This window comes from Pontibacter sp. YIM B11418 (genome assembly GCF_059278805.1).
In genome coordinates this window covers 281,354-300,650 of the sequence record NZ_JCAEMH010000004.1, presented here as the reverse complement: position 1 = coordinate 300,650, position 19,297 = coordinate 281,354, and the positions used below count along the sequence as shown (strand labels likewise).

Sequence of the window (19,297 nt, the reverse complement as noted above, 5' to 3'; positions counted from 1 at the left end):
TTCCTAAACAAACAACTTGTTAAAGTAAATAACGAAAGGATGACCAATTTTTCCCTTCTCACACTCCTGTTGCTTATGTTGACTACAGGTATAGCAGCTGCCGCTGACAATGACAAACCCGCCTATCAGCTCTTCAACGCGAAGGGCAAGCAGGTAAGGTATAGCAAAATGCTGGAAGAGCTGCAGAAGGCCGATGTGGTGCTGTTCGGTGAGCAGCACAACGACCCAATTGCGCACTGGCTGCAGCTGGAAGTAGCCAAAGACCTGCACAAGGCGCACCAGCAGAACTTTGCCATCGGTGCTGAAATGTTTGAAGCTGATGTGCAGTTGGTGCTGAACGAATACCTGTCCGGGCAAGTAGCGGAGAACAACTTTGAGCAGGAGTCGCGGCCTTGGAACAACTACAAGACCGACTACCGACCGGTGGTGCGCTTTGCCAAGGAGGCATCTATACCTTTCATCGCGACGAATGTGCCACGCCGCTACGCCGCCATGGTATCAGCTGGCAGCCTGAAAGCGCTGGAAAATGTGTCGGCAGATGCCAAACGTTACATAGCACCGCTGCCTGTGCCGGTGGATATGGATTTGCCGGGGTATAAGAACATGCTGGCCATGTTCGGCGGCAGTACCCACGGCAATACCAAAAGCGAAAACATTGTGCAGGCCCAAGCCCTAAAAGACGCAACCATGGCGCATTTTATCTTACAGCAGGTAAACAGCGGTAAAAAAATGCTGCACCTGAACGGCGCCTACCACTCCGATAATTTTGAAGGGATTGGCTGGTATCTGAAGCAAGGCAATCCACAAGTTAAGACTCTCACCATTACCACCGTGCTGCAGGAAGATTTGGACAAGCTAACGGAGGAAAACAAGCAAAAAGCGGATTTTATACTAGTTGTGCCGGCAAGTATGACGAGGACTTATTGAGTTTGAGAGCTAATGAATCTGAGAGTTAGTCCATGGAATTTTTACTAAGTGATATCTTATTTGCCGGAGTAGGCTGGTTATACCTTCTGATAAGGTATAGGAAGAAAGAGTTTATTACAAAAGTTCTGGCGGACAAGTATGAAGGCAGCTACAGTAAGGCAGGGAGTTCACTGTCGCTAAGTGCCGTTGCTATCCTTTTTGGACTGATGCTTACGGCTTTTCTAATAGCCGTACTGTTTGTCTATTTGAAAAACGTTCTTCAGGTATAAAAACAACAAAGCCCGGCCAATTGGCCGGGCTTTGTCTTTCTACTAAAGAGAAAGAAGGTCCTTTTATGCAGAGAACGAGCTTCCGCAGCCGCAGGTACTCTTGGCCTGTGGATTGCTGAAAACGAAACCACGAGCGTTCAGGCCGTCCTGGAAGTCCACTTCCATGCCCAGCACATACATTGCATGCTTCTTGTCCATGATCAGGCTCAGGCCGTCCAGGTTGTAAACCTCATCCGTGTCCTTGGCCTTGTCGAAGCCCAGCAGGTAAGACATACCCGAGCAGCCACCGCCTTGCACGCCAATGCGCAGGCCGTATTCTGCAGGTACGTTCTTCTCTTGCATTATATTTCTAACCTCAACCAGCGCTTTTTCAGTAAGCGTTATCGGTGCAGTTTTTGTTTCAGTTGCCATAGTCTGTTCAAATTTGAAATGGAGCTGCAATTTACGCAATTACTTGCAATTTTGCTGCGGCTCCCGAATGTATTAGAGAAACAGCTATACCTTCAAAATGATTCATGCTAACCTAAATTAATTTTTTCCGATATTTAAGGTTCAAAACAATTGCAAATGGAAGAAGGTACCAATATTATACTCGACATACTTAAGATTTCTATACCTGCCATATTGGTAGCTGCAGTAGCTTACTCTATTATCAAAAAACACCTGGAGCGCGACTACAAACTGCGTCTCCTGGAACTGCGCCAAAAAAATGCCGAGGTGGTAACACCTATCCGTCTGCAGGCCTACGAGCGCATTGTGCTCTTGCTGGAGCGCATCACGCCAAGTAATCTCCTGTTGCGGGTGAGCGGTGGCGGCCATACTGCCGCAGAATACCACCGCATCCTGCTCACCGAGATCCGTAACGAGTTCAACCACAACATGTCGCAGCAGGTCTACATGACGGAACAAGCCTGGCAGCAGGTGCGCCATGCCCGCGAGGAAGTCGTGAATTTGATCAACAAATCCTATCAAAGTCTGGGCGAGAAGGCGAAAGGCACTGAACTGGCCAAGCGCATCCTGGAGAGCGTCCTCAACAACGAGATCGACCCAACCGCAAGAGCCATCAGCTTCCTGAAGCAGGAAATCGGTCAGGTGTTTTAGAGTTAGAAAAATTGAAGTGAAGCGGCGTTAACCATAACGTCGCTAATGCCGGGACAGGCTATACCCAATTATGCCAATTCTGGGCATATAGCCTAACATGTCATCTCGCAAGAATTGAGAGATCTGGATTATTGCATCACAGTGGTAGTGCTCCAGATTTCTCCCAAAACGAGGGCCTCTACCTCCAGGTCGAAATGACAAGAACATGTATTAGTTGACGGCACCGATTCTAGCCTTCCCAATACATGTTCCAGCCATACCTGAAACTATACCTTAATACAGAATCCTGAACTTGATTGTAGCCGGTACCTGCTTCATCTCCTCAATTACTTTCTTGTCATACAGCTTGTCGATGTCGGTGATCACGTAGCCGATTTGTTCGTTGGTTTTCAGGTACTGGCCAAGAATGTTGACCTGATTACCGGCCAGCACGTTGTTGATGTTGGCTAGCACTCCCGGCACGTTCTGGTGAATGTGGATCAGGCGGTGCGCGTTTTTCAGTTCCGGCAGCTGGATGTTCGGGAAGTTTACGCTCTGGTAGCTGTTGCCCGTGTTGATGTACTCCATAATACGGCTCGGTACAAACATACCTATGTTTTCCTGTGCCTCCTGTGTGCTGCCGCCGATGTGTGGGGTCAGGATAACGTTAGGCAGGCCACGCAGTTCGCTCACAAACTCTTCGTCGTTGGTGGCTGGCTCGTAAGGGTATACGTCTACCGCAGCGCCATGTATTTTTCCTGATTTAATAGCCGCTACCAAAGCAGGCAAATCCACGATATGGCCCCGACTCAGGTTCAAAAAGATGGCCCCGTCCTTCATGGCAGCAAATTCTTCGGCACCGAACATACCTTCATTGCTGGTGCGGCCATCCACATGCAGACTAACAATATCAGACGTTTTGAGGAGTTGTTTTAGCGTCTCGCATTTACGGGCATTGCCGAGCTGCAGGCGTTCTATCACATCATAATAGTACACATCCATCCCCAGCGCTTCGGCCAGCACCGAAAGTTGTGCTCCAATGCTGCCGTAGCCTATTATACCTAGTTTCTTATCGCGAACCTCTACACTGCCTGTCGCGGACTTGTCCCAAATACCCTGGTGCATTTTGGTGCTTTTATCCACCACGTTGCGGCAGAGCATGATGATCTCCCCGATGGCCAGTTCTACTACGCTTCGGGTATTGCTGTAAGGGGCGTTGAACACGGCTACGCCTGCATCAAGACAGGCCGTAAGATCGATCTGGTTAGTGCCGATGCAGAAAGCGCCGATACACATCAGTTTGTTCGCATGCTCGAGTACCCGTTTGGTTACCTGCGTTTTGGAGCGTATACCTAGCACCGACACATCTTTGATCCGCTCGCAGAGCTCGTCCTCGCTCAAAGCACCCGAAACAGTTTCGATCTGGTAGCCTTCGCGCTTGAACAACTCCACAGCCTTGGGATGCACATTCTCCAGCAAAAGTACCCGAATCCGATTCTTAGGATAGGAGATCGCCATCGGCAGGTTGTGCTGGTACAGGAACTCATCCAGACTAGGAGCTACGTTATCGGCTTTGGCCACTACACTATCGCGCACCACGTTTTCGGTGAACGCGTAGAACTTATTGGCCAGTCCAGCCTCCTTTATTTCGTAATCGGTATAGCCATCGCCAAGCACGTACACATCGCCTTCCAGCGCCAGCTCTTCGAGTAGCTTTATTTTACCCCGGTCCAGGCAAAGCAGGTTCTCTTCATCAAAACCAATGATATTACCCTGTTCATCAAACTTAAAAGTATTGGCATAAATATTCTCTTCCTTGATGCCATACTCGGTCACGATCGGGGTGATGAATTCCTTAAAGCCGCTCGACACAATCAGTATATTATCGGCGTAGGCCTGAAAGAACTCTTTGTTGCGTTTGATAGAGTCCGACACCCTGTTCTGCAAAAGGTGGATCAGCGGTTTCAGGTGACGGCGGTTCGCTTTGAGCAAGGCCAGACGCTTGGACAAACCTTCGGTAAACGAACTTTTTCCTTCCATGGCACTATTGGTCAGATCCATGATCTGCTGCAGAATCTCTGCTTTGTTCTCTTCACCTTCGAGCGTTATCTCGCCCAGTTCATCCAGCGCCTCTACCTGTGTAAACGTGCTGTCGAAGTCGATGATGTAGTATTGATCTTTTGCCATAGTTTGGTCGGGTAATAGGGTAGTAGGTATAGGTATGGATAAGGTATACAGGACGCTCACGCCATATTAGCAGTGAAATTTCCCTTAAGTGCCTCCCGATCCAGATCTCTTTTTTCGTCGAGGTGACAGTACTGGGATGATCGTGCACGACACCATAAAGTAAAGATAGGACATAAAAAAATCCGGCAACAGGTATAGCGGCCGGATTTTTTGTCTTTATTCCTGAATTACAGTGGATTACTGGTTTCAGCCAATTGTGCGTCGATGATGCGCTGATAGAATTGCTCGTAGAGCGGCACAATCTTCTCGATGTCGAAATCGTGGGCACGAGCCAAGGCGTTTGCCTTAAAAGTCGGCAGATTGGCATCGTCGAGGATAAGCAGTGCGTTGTGCACCATGTCATCCACGTCGCCTACGTTGCTCACAAAACCAGTGAGGCCGTGCACGTTCAACTCAGGTATACCGCCGGCATTGGTCGAAATTACGGGTACTTCGCAGGCCATCGCCTCGAGTGCAGCCAGGCCAAAACTCTCTTTCTCAGACGGCATCAGGAACAGATCGGCGACGGAGAGTACTTCTTCCACAGCCTCCAGCTTACCCAAAAAGCGCACATCATTGTAAATATTCAGATCGCGACACAGCTTCTCCATTTTAGGGCGCTCAGGTCCGTCACCCACCATCAACAGTTTGGAAGGCATTTGCTCACGTACTTTGGCAAAGATCCGGATCACGTCCTCCACGCGCTTCACACCCCGGAAGTTGGAAGTATGCACCAGGAGTTTTTCGTTGTTCGGACTGATGGCCGCCCTAAAGTGATCCTTTTTCTGGCGCTTGAATTTGTTCAGGTCGATGAAGTTAGGTATAACCTCAATGTCTTTTTCGATCTGGAAAAACTCGTACGTCTCGGTACGCAGACTCTCCGACACAGCCGTTACGCCATCAGACTGGTTAATGCTGAACGTTACCACCGGCTCAAAAGAGGCGTCCTTGCCCACCAGCGTAATATCTGTGCCGTGCAGTGTTGTGATGATAGGTATGTGGATACCCTTGGTGCGCAGGATTTGTTTGGCCATGTAAGCCGCCGAAGCATGCGGTATGGCATAGTGCACGTGCAGCACGTCGAGTTTCTCGAAACGGGCGATGTCTACCATCTTGCTGGCCAGCGCCAGTTCGTAGGGCGGGTACTGGAAGAGCGGGTAATTAGGGATGTAAACTTCGTGGTAGAACAGGTTCTCGTTGAAAAAGTCGAGCCGGGCCGGTTGGCTATAAGTGATAAAGTGTACCTGATGCCCTTTGAGGGCAAGCGCCTTGCCGAGTTCAGTGGCGACCACGCCGCTTCCCCCGAAGGTAGGGTAACAAACTATTCCGATTTTCATGGTTTTATGCTGAGGAAACAACAAGTGCAGCCCCACGCGGAGCTGCACTTGTTAACAATCCATTCTATGTTAAGTTTTAGGAACAATCGATTTATAAATCACATCGTGTATACGGGTGCGGATGTTATACTTCACCAGTTTAGAGTTGCCTGCGTCCGGGTATACCCTGTTGCTCAGGAAGATGTAGATCAGCTGGTTCTCCGGATCAACCCAGGCACCTGTACCTGTGAAACCTGTATGGCCGAAGGTAGCTTTCGAAGCCAGGTTCGAAGTCGGACCGTTGCCGTCAGGGTCGGGTTTGTCCCAGCCCAGGCCGCGGCGGCTGGTGGTGGACTGTCGCTTCGAAAACTCCGTCACCACCGGGGTGTTGTAGAACTTGTGGCCGCCGTAGTTACCGTTCTGCAGGTTCATTTGCAGGAGTACCGCCAGGTCGTTGGCGTTGGAGAACAAGCCTGCATGGCCACCCACACCGCCCATCATGGCAGCGCCCTGGTCATGCACCGTTCCCCAGATCAGATTCTTGCGGAAGTAATTGTCATCCTCGGTCGGCACAATCACATCGCGCTGGTGTTTCAGGAGCGGGTTATAGGTCATGGTGCTCAAGCCGAGCGGACCGTAAAAGTTCTGATCCATGAACTCATTCAGCGGCTGGTTCAGCATACGCTCCGACATGCGCTTGAGAATATAGAATCCCAGGTCGCTGTACTGATAGCTGTAGGTTTTAGCAGCTTTAGGCTTCACTAGCAGCGGCGAGCGCACTGTCCAGGCCCACAGCGAGTCCTCCATCGATTTGATGGAGTAGATGCCCGGCACCACTTCGTTCGGGAACACATCATTTTGCGCGCTGGCGTAGAAGGTCTGGTTCAGTTGTAGCTTGTCCAGCGTTTTCTGCCAGTGCGGTATACCTGCGCGCAAACCCGATTGGTGCGCAAGCACATCGCGAACCACTAAATTTGCTTTGTTGGTACCTTTCAGCTCCGGCAGGTATGTCGCTATTTTTTCATCGAGGTTGATCTTGCCCTGGTCTTTCAGGAACATCACGGCCTGCAGCGTAGCCGCCACTTTGGTGATGGACGCAATATCGTATACCGTGTTGTTTGTTACCGGCTTTTTCTTGTCGTAGGTATAGTGGCCGTATGATTTGTTGAAGATCACGGTGCCGTTTTTTACCACCAATACTTGCGCGCCCGGCGTTGCAGCATAAGCAATGGCTTCGGTAGCGATGTTGTCGATCTGGGTCAGGGTTCTGGAGTCCATGCCTACGCTCTCCGGCGTGCCGTACTTCAGGCGACCAAGGGAAGGCGTGGCTATACCTGTACCTGCTTTTAGGGTAGCCGAAGCGGTTACCGGCAGATTACCTTTTGCTGCACGGGCACCAAACAGCACCTGCGGCACCAGCGACTGCGAAATCGGGTTGTCTTCGTAGCCGGCCACCAGCCACTCGCTCTTGTCGAAAAACTTCAGGCTATAGGCGTTTCCAAATACGGCTACCACTACTTTTTTGTCGGTGCGATCCTGTAGATATTTGATGAAAGCACGTGTACCCAGACCAATTCCGAAGTCGCGGAAAGGGGTGTTGTTCATGCCATGCACACTCACGACCACCACATCATGGTCCTGCAGCTTAGATATAAGTTTAGTAAAGGCAGTATCCGGTGCGAAGCGGTCTTTGATGCTGAACTTGGTTACCGGAGCGTAGTTGCCCAGTGTTTGCTGGAAAATGCTGTTTGGTCCTGTGCCAATTGCCACCGATGCAATGCTCAAAGTATCAAGATTGCGGAAAGGAATGAGGTTGCTTTTGTTGCGGGCAACGGTTACGGCATGCTCATACAGCTGCTCCTGTACCACATTGCTCAACGGACGATCCACGTCTTGCTGCAGATTGGTCAGCGATACCGGCTTGTAATTGTTCAGACCGGCCCAGTACTTGGCATGCAGGATCTTACGCACACGCTGGTCAATGTCTTCTTGCTTAATTTGCTTGGCCGCAATGGCTTCGTTGATTTTGCGTAAAGCAGTTGGCACATCCTCCGGGAACAGCAATACGTCGTTACCGGCCATCAAAGCTTTTAAATCCACCTCACCAGGCTTGTAGAAGCTGCTCACGCCTTTCATGTTCAGAGCGTCGGTAAACACAAGGCCCTTGTACTTCATCTTTTCTTTCAGAAGTCCTGTTACAATGGGTTTGGAGAGCGTAGCTGCCTGGTTCTTAGTCGAGTCGATCTTGGGCATGTGCAGGTGCGCGACCATCACGCCCATCACACCGGCCTCAAAAGATTTATGGAAAGGATATAGCTCCACCTCCGAGAGGCGTTTCATGTCGTGATTCACTACCGGAAGGGTCAGGTGGGAGTCGGTGTCGGTATCGCCGTGGCCGGGAAAGTGCTTGGCTACGGCAATCACGCCGTGGTCCTGCAGGCCTTTGATATAGGCCACACCGCGACGAGCTACTTCTTCCTTGGTCTCGCCGAAAGAGCGGTTGCCGATCACCGGATTAGCAGGGTTCACATTCACATCTAATACCGGTGAGAAACTCACATGTACACCCATACGCTTCATTTTAAGCGCAATTTCGCGGCCCATCAGGTATACGTACTTGTCGTCATCAAGCGCGCCCAGCGTCATTTGCTTGGCGAAGTGCATGCTACTGTCTAGGCGCATGTTCAGGCCCCACTCAGCGTCCAAAGCGATCAGCGCGGGCACTTTTGCCTTGCTCTGGAAGCGGTTGGTTAGTTGCGCCTGCCGCACCGGGCCACCCTGCATGAACATGATACCGCCCACATTGTAGCGGGCTACAAGCGTATCGATCTGGCGGAAGTGTTTTTCGTCTTTGTTGGAGTAGGCAGCCACCATAAACAGCTGGCCCAGACGCTGATTGGGAGTCATAGATGTAAAGACACTGTCTACCCAACTTTGCTCTTTAGAAGCCACAATGATGTTGTCTGACGGAGTCAGTGACATCAGCGGACCCATGCCGAGAAAGATAAGTATAAGTAATCCTAAGCTAAAACTCTTCAACATCCTGTACTGGTATTATTATATTGGAACAAGTCGAAATTACCCCTATTTTTGCAGAAGGTGGTTCAAAAAACGAGAAAAATTATTTCCGGTCTTTTTTGCCTCCCTTAGGCGGTATGGCAGATGGTTCTTGTAGGTGCTAACGGCCCGAGAGTCACAAGTCATGCAGCTTCTCAAGTTAAAATCAGAACCCCAGACTTTCTATGATTTCCGATCACGTTTTGCAACTGGTCTGTAAATTAGTAATAAAATTCGTTCTGAATAAGTTCTGTTTTGACAAAATAGTATATTCAAAAACCCGGCCGTTTTCGGAAATCGGGTGCTCCGAAGGGAAGATACCATTAAATTGAATTTGAAATAGCGGATGTCCGATATTATACACTTATTGCCCGATTACCTTGCCAACCAGATAGCTGCCGGCGAAGTGGTGCAGCGGCCTTCATCTGTTGTGAAGGAGTTGCTCGAGAACGCCATAGACGCCCGCGCCACCAGCGTGCAGCTGATCGTGAAGGAGGCGGGAAAACAACTGGTGCAGGTAGTGGACAACGGAATCGGTATGTCGGAAACTGACGCCCGCATGTGTTTCGAGCGACACGCCACTTCCAAGATCAAATCCACTGAGGACCTCTTCCGGATCCGTACAATGGGATTCCGGGGCGAAGCCATGGCCTCGATCGGAGCAGTGGCGCAGGTAGAGCTTAAAACAAAGCCGCACGGCGCCGAAACAGGCACGCGCCTGTTGGTAGAAGGCTCCACGGTGGTGTCGCAGGAGCCCGCTGCTATACCTGCAGGATCATCTATTGCTGTTAAAAATCTCTTCTATAACGTACCCGCCCGCCGCAACTTCCTGAAGACGAACGCGGTGGAGATGCGCCATATCCTCGACGAATTCCAAAGGGTGGCGCTGGCGTACCCGGAAGTAGCTTTTACGCTGCACCACAACGATGTAGAGATTTTCAGTCTGCCGGCAGGTAAGCTGAGTCAGCGCATTGTGGGCGTGTTTGGCAACAACTACAAAGAGCAAATGGCTGGCTGCGAAGAAGAAACGCCTTTTATGAACGTGCGTGGCTACATCGGCAAGCCTGAGTTTGCCAAGAAGACCCGGGGTGAGCAATTCTTCTTCGTGAACAACCGTTTTATCAAGAGCGGCTACCTCAACCACGCCGTGATGACGGCCTACGAAGGACTCCTGCCAAAGGACAGCCATCCGTTCTATGTGCTTTTCATCGACATTGAGCCGGAGCGGATCGACATCAACGTGCACCCAACCAAGACCGAGATCAAGTTTGAGGACGAGAAGACGGTATACGCCATTGTGCATGCTGCCGTGAAAAAATCGCTGGGGACGCATAATATTGCGCCTTCGCTTGATTTTCAGAGTGATGTGAACTTTGCGCCGTTGCAGCCGATCCGAATGCAGCATGGGGGAGAGGGATTTGAAAATGAAGGCACATTCTCAGGCTTTAAGGCACCATCCTCACCCAAAAAGGCTAGTTCCAATGGCTGGGAACAGCTTTACGAACCTTTGCGCAATACGCAGCCGGTACAGCATCAGGAAGAGCGAATCACGTCGCCATCAGGTATGGGCTTGCTCGACGATACGTTTGCTGCACCCATGACCACGTCCAGCAAAACTTTGCAGGTACATCACAAGTATTTGTTGGTGCAGGTAAAGTCAGGGGTGATGATCATTGACCAGCAGGCGGCGCAGGAGCGGATCCTGTTTGAAAAATACATGGCCTCGCTGCAGAAAAAAATGGTGACCTCGCAGGCGCTTCTTTTCCCGCAGACCATCGAGCTGTCGCCAGCAGATTCGACTTTGGTGAAGGAGCTTCGGGCAGAGTTTCAGGAACTGGGTTTCCAGTTCGAGGACTTTGGCGGCAACACCATCATCCTGAACGCTATACCTGCCGACGTGCAGGCGGCCAACGAGAAAGAGCTGCTCGAGGAACTGATCGAACAGTACAAAAACAATCTGGCCACGCTCAAGTTGGATAAACGGGAGAACCTTGCGCGGGCCATGGCCAAGCGACTGGCTTCCAAGCTGCAGCCGCGCATGTCAGACCTTGAGATGAACTCGCTCGTAGACAAGCTGTTTGGCTGCGAGGTACCTAACTATACCCCCGGCGGACAAAAGACATTGGTTATCATGGAGCTCGGTCAGCTGCATGAGCTTTTTCTGAAGGGGTGATTTTGAATTGTTAAATTGTTGATTGTTAAATTGTTGTTTTTGCTTTTCTGAGTTCGTTCTTAGGTATAGGTATAGCCAACAGGTATAGCAAGCGACGCGAGAAAAGAGGATAAGATGTTCAATATAACCCCCATGGTCAGGAACCTCCTGATCATCAACGTGGTGGTGTTCATGCTGCAGTCAATTGGTGTGTTCGACTACCGATCATTCGCACTGCACCACTTCGGCTCCGACTATTTCCAGCCGGTTCAGATATTCACACACATGTTTCTGCATGGCGGCTGGGCGCATTTGTTCAGCAACCTATTTATGTTGTTCATTTTTGGGCCTCTACTGGAGCGCTTCTGGGGCTCACAGCGCTTTTTAGCTTTCTATTTGATTACAGGTATAGGGGCTAGTTTAATGTACTCTGGAGTGCGTGCATATGAATTGCATAACCTAGAGCAAGAAGCAGTGCAGTATATCGAAAATCCGACTCCGGTTGGCTTTCATAATTTTATGGAGTCGCATTTCTCTGGTAATTACGATAAGAGTTTAGCCATTAATTTTCAACGCAATCCTGATAGTCCGGAATTTGTTGAGCATACAAGCAGTATAGTACGAAGTGCATTTAGTGCTTCCTTTAATTCACCAATGCTAGGTGCCTCTGGTGCCATATTTGGAGTGCTTATGGCATTTGGTATGCTCTTCCCTAATCTTGAGCTCTTTCTGTTGTTTCTGCCTTTCCCCATCAAGGCCAAATATTTTGTGTTTGCTTATGGGGCTATAGAGCTGTACACGGGCTTTAACAGGGTGCCGGGCGATAACGTGGCGCACTTTGCACACCTGGGAGGTATGCTGTTTGCGTACATTCTTATTAAAATGTGGCAACGCAACGATTATCAGGATACGTAATAGTAAAAACAATAAGTATAAGATAGCAAGGCATAAAAGCCTTTCCGCTCTTTTCAGCTAACAGGTATAATGAGTATCATCCAAGACATAAAAGACTCTTTCCGGCAGCAAAACAATACCCTGAAGCAACTGATTCTGATCAACGTCATCGTTTTTGTGACTTTGATCGTGCTTCGTACGGTACTGTACCTGACCAGTAGCAGCTGGGCCTACACGGGGCTGATGCGATTTATCGCGCTCCCCTCTGACCCGCTCGTTTTCATCACCCGTCCCTGGACGATCATTTCGTATTTCTTTACTCACGAAGGTTTCCTGCATATCATCTTCAACATGCTCAACCTCTACTGGTTCGGGCAGCTGATTCGCGAGTACCTTGGTGAAAAGAAATTGCTGAGCCTCTACATATTGGGAGGTATAGCCGGAGGTATACTTTACATACTGAGCTACAACCTAATCCCGTATTTTGCCGACCGTGCTGCCTACGCCGTGATGATCGGTGCCTCGGCCAGTGTGCTCGCGGTGGTCGTGTCGGCGGCTACGCTGATCCCGAACTATACCTTCAACCTGATTCTGATAGGTCCGGTACGAATCAAGTACATCGCTGCCTTTCTGGTGATTTTGTCTATTTCCGGGGCTGTGGGAGATAATGCCGGGGGTAACATTGCGCACTTAGGTGGCGCTCTCTTCGGCTGGCTTTTCGTGAAGCAACTGCAGCGCGGCCGCGACATGGGACGTCCCTTACACAGCACCATGGATTTCTTCACAAACCTGTTCAGGCGCCGTCCGAAACTGAAGGTAACGCACCGGCAGAAAGCCACAGTCGGGAATGATTCCCGCCCATCTTCTGGCTACCACACAGGGTATGCCGGCAAGCCCAGCCAAATGGAGATTGATCTGATCTTAGATAAGATTTCTGTGTCGGGTTACGAGAGTCTTTCGAAAGAAGAGAAACAAAAGCTGTTTCAGGCAAGTCAGAAGGATTAATCAGGTATAATTATTTTCTCGCTTGGCCAGCGGGGCTCTGTGCGATGGCGCGAGCGTCCTCGCTCGTGTCTGCTATGGTGGGGCCTCCGGCCCAGGTATAGGTATAGCTTACTTTATTTTCTAGCAATTGCAATCACAGGTATAGCGACTCGAATAGCTTTATAGTTTCACCTGTGCGGCGGGCAGTTTTTGCTGTGTAGCTAAGGCTTGTACTAAGGTATAGCAACCTATGTTGTTTTATAGCTTGCCCTGGCCGGGCAGGCCTTACTTTTTTCCTTGATGAAAAGAAAGAGGGCCCCTACCCCCAGTAGGCAAAAAAATCAAGACGCTTCAAACTCGCTGAACGCTCAAACAGTGGAGCGTCGAAAAATGCACCTGGCTAATGCTGTTTGTTTCATGGCGCAGGTGCAAGTTAGCCTTGCTATACCTGCCAGTGGTACGTATGGCATGTGTCAAATCCTACAGCACTTATACCTAACTATAGCAATGGCAGAAAGGTCCCCCTTTGAAGGGGGCAGGGGGATGTTAATCGTGCACATGAAACTGTAGCTACATAGTATATACCTAGAGAATTGGTAGTTACAGATTCCCCGCCTTGGATAAGGAGGGGGTAGGGGTGGTTGGACCCGGTATCTGTGAGAATCTTGTCAATCCTGAGGGTAAGGCCCCTATGTAAAAATTCAAACAAAAAAAGCGCCGCTCCTTTGCAGAAGCGGCGCATTTCGTATCAATAAGTAGGTATAGCGATTAAGCTTTGGAGGCGTTGATGTTATCCAGCGCTTCCATTACTTCTTTCACGTGACCGCGTGAGGTTTCAAGCAGTTGCTTCTCGTCTTCGTTCAGTTGCAGTTCGATGATTTTTTCGATACCGTTCTTACCCAGGATTACCGGAACACCCAGGTATACGCCATCGATGCCATACTCACCTTCGAGCTTCACGCAAACAGGGAATACACGGCGCTGGTCGCGCACGATCGCCTCCACCATCTGAGCAGCCGCAGAACCCGGTGCATACCAGGCAGAAGTACCCATCAGTTTCACCAGTTCACCACCACCGTTCTTGGTGCGGTCAACAATAGCGTTCAGTGTTTCTTCGTCGATCAACTCAGTTACCGGGATGCCACCTACTGTTGTGTAGCGTGGAAGTGGAACCATGGTATCGCCGTGGCCACCCATCAGTACTGCCTGGATGTCTTTTGGAGATACGTTCAGGGCCTCAGCCAGGAATGCTCTGTAGCGGGCAGTATCCAGGATACCAGCCATACCCATAACCTTGGTGCGTGGCAGTTTAGAGGTGATATGCGCTGCGTAGGTCATCACGTCAAGTGGGTTAGAAACCACGATGATGATGGCGTCAGGCGAGTGCTTTACGATGTTTTCTGTTACCGACTGCACGATACCGGCGTTGGTAGAGATAAGGTCATCGCGCGTCATGCCCGGCTTGCGTGGCAGACCAGATGTGATTACTACCACGTCAGAACCCGCAGTTTTGCTGTAATCGTTGGTTACGCCAACAGTGCGCGTGTCGTATAGGTTGATGGGAGCTTTCTGCCAGATATCAAGCGCTTTGCCCTCAGCAAAACCTTCTTTAATATCCACTAAAACTACTTCGTTCGCGATTTCGCGGTAAGCCAATACATCGGCGCATGTCGCACCAACGTTACCAGCTCCAACTACGGTTACTTTCATTGTAGGATATACTTTAATTATGGTTTGAGAATCAGTTTACTTCCGTAAAATTAGAAAAATCTATTGTTAAAAGCGTGCTTTTCGGACAAAAGACTATGTGACAAAAGACAAAGGATTTTTAATTATCCGTACATGAAGGCTTTTGTCCAGGATTCATTTGTCAGGAAGCCGCAGGCTTCCGCTGCAACGAGACCTCCAGCACCTGTTCCGTCTTCTCAGTTACTTTAAAGCGGTTATCGAGTCGCTGGCCCACAATCCAGACAATAGACTGCTCTGATACCAATACCAGCGTTTTGGCTTTAAGGTTGGCCGGGATCTTCTTGTCGATCATGAAATCGCTGATTTTCTTTTTGCCGTTCATGCCGAGCGGTACAAACCAGTCGCCTTCCTGCCAGGGGCGCAACTTCAGCGGGAATTTAAGTAAGCCGGCATCCAGGGCAGCCACATGGGGTTTTGTGTTGAGCTTATACTCACTGGCAGGTACATAGCGCAGCGTCAGGTATACGTGCTCCTCGTTTACTTCAGTCTGTCCTTCGGCTATGCTTACACTGCCAAAGCGACTCAGGTTGCGGGGCGTGATCACGAGCTGGTCGCGGTCTTTGACCAGGGTATGGCTCGGCGAGTCGAATTGTTTGCCCGGTATACCTTCCAGCGCCTCCACCAGTTCCAGTACCACGGTATAGCTGAAATTAAAAGGTCTCAACAGCTCGTGCAGCACAACCGGCAGACCCGTCGCGTTCTGCAGCGGCACCAATGACAGGTATACGGCGTCTTCGGCCTCCTTTATACTTTGCTGGCGCAGGTTGTCGATGTAGGCGTGCACGATGGCCTCGGCCTGACTTACCCGCTCGGCCGTATGCTGCATGGTTTCCTCCAGGTTCGGGTTGATTTCCTTGAGCACCGGAATTACCTCATGCCTGATTTTGTTGCGCTGGTACTTTGTTGTCTCGTTGGAGGTGTCTTCGCGCCAGATCAGTCGCTGCTCGGTCACGAAATCGAAAATATCGTCTTTAGTAACGGTGAGCATTGGCCGGATGATGTAGCCGTTTTTGGCAGGTATACCGTGGAACCCTGCTATACCTGTGCCCTTGGTGAGGTGCAGCAATATGGTCTCTGTCAGGTCGTTGCTATGATGGGCTGTGGCAATATAGTCGTAACCTTCCTGCTGGCGCACCTGTTCAAACCAGGTATAGCGGAGTGTGCGGGCTGCCATCTGGGTCGAAAGTTTCTCCTGCGCAGCAAAGGCCCGGGTGTCGAAATTCTCGGTAAAGAAGGGCACCTCGTACTTTTTGGCCAGTTTTTTGGCGAAGAGTTGGTCGGCCTCTGCGTCTTCGGCACGTAGCCCGAAGTTGCAATGTGCAATGGCAAACGTATACTTAAGCTGGTGCAGCACTTCGCAAAGCACAATGGAGTCAATGCCGCCGCTCACAGCCGCCAGTATTTTGCTGTCGGGCTCGCAAAGGGTATGGGATTGGATGAAACCGGAAACTTTCTGTAGCATAAGGCAGCGGCTGGTATATTTTTTATAATTTTGAAGTTAAGATCAGGCAAAGGCTGCAGGTATAGCAACGTTGGAATGAAACGTCATCTCTGATCAAGCCCTTGTCTTTTGTCCATAAAGCATGAACATCACAAAACTAGTCTATTCTATTCTCTTTACGCTATTGTCGCTGACAGTTTTGGCGCAGGAGCAGAAGCCTCCGGTGACTCCGCGACAGGCGGCGCAGAAAGTTCGTCCGCCGCAGCCGCCCAAAATTGTGCCGCAGCAACAGCCACCACAGCCGCGCCTCAACCAACCGCAGCAGGCTCCCCAACAACCCCGCACGACACCACAGCAGGATACAGCACGTCCGATGCAAACGCCGGCACAGCAAGGGCCTCAGCAGCAGGGACAGCAGGATCGGGTGCAATTGAAAAATACAGAAGAATTGATAGGCACAATCATCAATGGGAAGCGTGTCAACAAGCTGATCGGCAATGTGATTTTTAAGCAGAAGGAGACATTGCTCTATGCTGATTCAGTGTACCAGTACCGTGACAGCGAAATACTGGAGGCTTTTGGTAACGTGCGCATCAACCAGGCCGATACCGTAACGATGACAGGCACGAAGGCGATTTACGATGGCGCCAAACGCACCGCCAAAATGAGTGGCGGCGTGACTATGCAGGACCCCAACATGACGCTCACGACGCCAACCCTGGACTACAATATGGATTCACGCACGGCAGTTTATACCGAAGGCGGCACCATCGTGCAGCCCGAAAACCGCCTGCAGAGCCAGCGCGGCACATATGACACGAATTCCAAGGTCTTCACCTTCCAGCAGAACGTAAAAGTGTTCTCGCCAGACTACGAGATCACGGCGCAGAACATGCGCTACAACACCGAAACCAAGGTAGTTTACTTCCAGGGGCCAACTTTTATAAAAGGCCAGAATGGCGACCTTTATGCGGAACAGGGTACTTACAATACCGTCACCAAAGTGTCGCGCTTTGGTCGCAATGCCTATATCGTGACGCCGGAGTACCGTTTGGGAGGCGATGACCTGTACTATGACGAAGCCCGTGGCTACGGAGAGGCGAAAGTGAATATGACCATGCGTTCCCTCAAAGACGACGTGACCATACGCGGACAGGTCGGTCGGTACTGGCGCGAGCAGGGCGTGGCCAAGGTATGGGGCAATCCGGTGATGGAATCGATCATGGACGGCGACACGCTGTACATGTCCGCCGATTCGCTTATTTCCCGCGAGGCAAAGGCAGACGGACAGCCGAGTATGCTGTTCGCTTTTAACAACGTGAAGATCTTCAAATCAGACCTGCAGGGCACGTGCGACTCGCTCAGCTACAACAGGACTGACTCGCTGATGTACATGCACCGCAACCCAACACTGTGGAGTGAGCAGAGCCAGATCGTGGGCGATACCATCCGCATCCACATGCGCAACAAGACCATCGACAAGATGTACATCTTCAATAACTCATTTATCACCTCCGAAGACTCACTCCAGAACTACAACCAGGTGAAAGGCCGCAACATGGTGGCGCATTTTCAGGACGGCCGCATGCGGCGGGTGAATGTGAATGGCAACGGCGAGAGCATTTATTTTGCGCTGGAGGGCGATTCGGTGCTGACAGGTATGAACCGGGCCGTGTGTAGCGATATGGTTTTAAACTTTGCAGAAAATAAAGTCAAATCTATTTCGTTTCTTGTTAATCCGGAGGCTAAATTCATACCACCGCACGAGTTGCAGGCCTCTGATCGAAGGCTGGAGGGATTTGCCTGGCTGGAAGAACTCAGACCCGATAAGAATGAGGTGGTGAACCCGCGGGCATCGGTAAAAGAACCGGCTGCGCCTGCAAAAGTCGGTACGCCAGCAAAAGGCAAGGCATCGGGAACCAAGTCAGGTCAGTCCAAAGGCAAAAAGCCTGCTGCCAAACCGACGCCGGTCCGCCAGTAAACACTATATTTTCACGCTTGTAAATCACAGGGATATTGTATAATTTTGCCCGTTCATGAACAAAGGAATCCTGCATACCGTCGTAATGTTGTGCCTGTTGGTTTTTGCAACCAGCTGCAGCAACTTCCAAAAGCTATTGAAAAGCAACGACGTTGACCTGAAATACAAAGCCGCGCTCGAATACTACGAGAAAGGAGACTACTACCGTGCCAACCAATTGCTGGAGCAGGTAATGCCTTTGATGACGGGAAGAGAAGAGGCCGAGAAAGCCCGTTTCTACTACGCCAACACGCACTACCAGCAGCGGGAGTATATGCTGAGCGCTTTCCAGTTCCGCACTTTCTACGAGACATACCCGCGCAGCGAGTTGGCTGAAGAGGCGATGTTCCTGCAGGCCAAGTCACTCTTCAACGACTCGCCGGACTTTGAACAGGATCAGACCAGCACCGTAACGGCCATGGAGTCGATCCAGGAATTCCTGGTGCGCTACCCGAACAGCCAATATGCGGCAGAGGCCAACACAATGTTCGATGATCTGAGCGCCAAACTGGATCGGAAGTCCTTTGAAAGTGCCCGCCTGTATTATAAGCTGCGTAACTATAAGTCGGCTGTAGTGGCATTCACAAACTTCCTGCGTGAAAATCCGTCTTCCCCTTATGCTGAGGAAGCCTCTTATTTGAGAATAGATGCACAGTACCGTTACGGGCTGGATAGTGTGCCGGACAAGCAGCAGGAGCGTTTCACAGAGGCAATTGACTTCTACCAGGCCTTCATCGACCAGTATCCGGACAGCCGTTTTCTGCGTAGTGCCGAGCAGGTATACGCCAGCACGCAGTCAGAACTCGAGAAAATAAAGAAAACTAACCCAAGCAATTCATAAATCAAGTATATATGGCAATCGTTCCATCATCAATCGTTACCCGTAACATGGCCGACTTCGCAAAGCAGACCGGCAATGTGTACAAGTCTGTTTCGGTGATCTCTAAAAGAGCAAACCAGATCTCTGTGAAGCTGAAGGAAGAGTTGAACTCTAAGTTGGCTGAGTTTGCGACAACAGTGGATAACCTGGAGGAGGTATTCGAGAACCGTGAGCAGATCGAAATTTCTAAATACTACGAGCGCCTGCCAAAACCAACTAACCTGGCTATCGAGGAATTCCTGGAAGGCAATGTATACGTTCGTACACCAGACGTAGAGACTGACGAAATATCGCTGTAAGGC

Annotated in this window: 14 protein-coding genes; 8 read left to right on the top strand and 6 right to left on the bottom strand. The window is 50.4% G+C overall.

The annotated features are described in order from the left end of the window. The first annotated feature begins 39 nt into the window (after positions 1–39). Positions 40–927 (top strand): ChaN family lipoprotein, encoded by an 888-nt coding sequence (locus AC4QZR_RS11775; RefSeq protein ID WP_494481094.1) that lies wholly within the window; start codon positions 40–42, stop codon positions 925–927. 332 nt (positions 928–1,259) lie between these two features. Here the strand turns inward: AC4QZR_RS11775 and AC4QZR_RS11770 are convergent, their stop codons facing one another. Continuing rightward, positions 1,260–1,607 carry a HesB/IscA family protein gene (locus AC4QZR_RS11770; RefSeq protein ID WP_494481093.1) on the bottom strand — a complete coding sequence of 116 codons (348 nt, stop codon included), beginning with the start codon at positions 1,605–1,607 and terminating at the stop codon, positions 1,260–1,262. A 156-nt stretch (positions 1,608–1,763) separates the two neighbouring features. On the opposite strand from AC4QZR_RS11770, the gene AC4QZR_RS11765 reads away from it, so the two are divergent. Further along, the gene (locus tag AC4QZR_RS11765) at positions 1,764–2,297 is read left to right on the top strand and encodes a DUF7935 family protein (protein WP_494481092.1); all 534 of its coding nucleotides are present in this window, start codon (positions 1,764–1,766) and stop codon (positions 2,295–2,297) included. 273 nt (positions 2,298–2,570) lie between these two features. On the opposite strand, the gene serA is transcribed toward AC4QZR_RS11765, so the two are convergent. The 3 genes from serA to AC4QZR_RS11750 form a co-directional block, all read right to left on the bottom strand. After that, positions 2,571–4,463 carry a phosphoglycerate dehydrogenase gene (gene serA / locus AC4QZR_RS11760; RefSeq protein ID WP_494481091.1) on the bottom strand — a complete coding sequence of 631 codons (1,893 nt, stop codon included), beginning with the start codon at positions 4,461–4,463 and terminating at the stop codon, positions 2,571–2,573. A gap of 227 nt (positions 4,464–4,690) precedes the next feature. Beyond that, entirely contained in the window at positions 4,691–5,839 is a 1,149-nt protein-coding gene (gene bshA / locus AC4QZR_RS11755; protein WP_253402509.1) for an N-acetyl-alpha-D-glucosaminyl L-malate synthase BshA, read from the bottom strand. A gap of 69 nt (positions 5,840–5,908) precedes the next feature. Further along, positions 5,909–8,860, bottom strand: coding sequence for a serine hydrolase domain-containing protein (locus AC4QZR_RS11750; RefSeq protein ID WP_494481090.1), 2,952 nt, complete (start codon positions 8,858–8,860; stop codon positions 5,909–5,911). A gap of 361 nt (positions 8,861–9,221) precedes the next feature. Between AC4QZR_RS11750 and mutL the strand changes: the two genes are divergently transcribed. The 3 genes from mutL to AC4QZR_RS11735 all read left to right on the top strand — a co-directional run bounded on the left by mutL (position 9,222) and on the right by AC4QZR_RS11735 (position 12,926). Next, positions 9,222–11,048, top strand: a complete 1,827-nt coding sequence (gene mutL / locus AC4QZR_RS11745) for a DNA mismatch repair endonuclease MutL (RefSeq protein ID WP_494481089.1) — start codon at positions 9,222–9,224, stop codon at positions 11,046–11,048. A 132-nt stretch (positions 11,049–11,180) separates the two neighbouring features. Then, on the top strand, positions 11,181–11,942 hold the full coding sequence (locus AC4QZR_RS11740; protein WP_494481088.1) for a rhomboid family intramembrane serine protease: 762 nt from the start codon (positions 11,181–11,183) through the stop codon (positions 11,940–11,942). A gap of 69 nt (positions 11,943–12,011) precedes the next feature. Continuing rightward, the gene (locus AC4QZR_RS11735) at positions 12,012–12,926 is read left to right on the top strand and encodes a rhomboid family intramembrane serine protease (RefSeq protein WP_494481087.1); all 915 of its coding nucleotides are present in this window, start codon (positions 12,012–12,014) and stop codon (positions 12,924–12,926) included. A 747-nt stretch (positions 12,927–13,673) separates the two neighbouring features. Here the strand turns inward: AC4QZR_RS11735 and mdh are convergent. Together mdh and tilS are read right to left on the bottom strand one after the other, a co-directional pair. Then, entirely contained in the window at positions 13,674–14,615 is a 942-nt protein-coding gene (gene mdh, locus AC4QZR_RS11730; RefSeq protein ID WP_253402519.1) for a malate dehydrogenase, read from the bottom strand. 160 nt (positions 14,616–14,775) lie between these two features. Continuing rightward, entirely contained in the window at positions 14,776–16,116 is a 1,341-nt protein-coding gene (gene tilS, locus AC4QZR_RS11725) for a tRNA lysidine(34) synthetase TilS (RefSeq protein WP_494481086.1), read from the bottom strand. A 121-nt stretch (positions 16,117–16,237) separates the two neighbouring features. On the opposite strand from tilS, the gene AC4QZR_RS11720 reads away from it, so the two are divergent. Genes AC4QZR_RS11720 through AC4QZR_RS11710 form a run of 3 tightly spaced genes read left to right on the top strand, consistent with a single transcriptional unit; the run spans position 16,238 to position 19,294 of the window. Further along, on the top strand, positions 16,238–18,076 hold the full coding sequence (locus AC4QZR_RS11720) for an OstA-like protein (protein WP_494481085.1): 1,839 nt from the start codon (positions 16,238–16,240) through the stop codon (positions 18,074–18,076). Between the two features lie 55 nt (positions 18,077–18,131). Beyond that, positions 18,132–18,956 carry an outer membrane protein assembly factor BamD gene (locus AC4QZR_RS11715; RefSeq protein WP_253402525.1) on the top strand — a complete coding sequence of 275 codons (825 nt, stop codon included), beginning with the start codon at positions 18,132–18,134 and terminating at the stop codon, positions 18,954–18,956. 11 nt (positions 18,957–18,967) lie between these two features. After that, positions 18,968–19,294 (top strand): DNA-directed RNA polymerase subunit omega, encoded by a 327-nt coding sequence (locus tag AC4QZR_RS11710; RefSeq protein ID WP_188502514.1) that lies wholly within the window; start codon positions 18,968–18,970, stop codon positions 19,292–19,294. Positions 19,295–19,297: the final 3 nt, after the last annotated feature.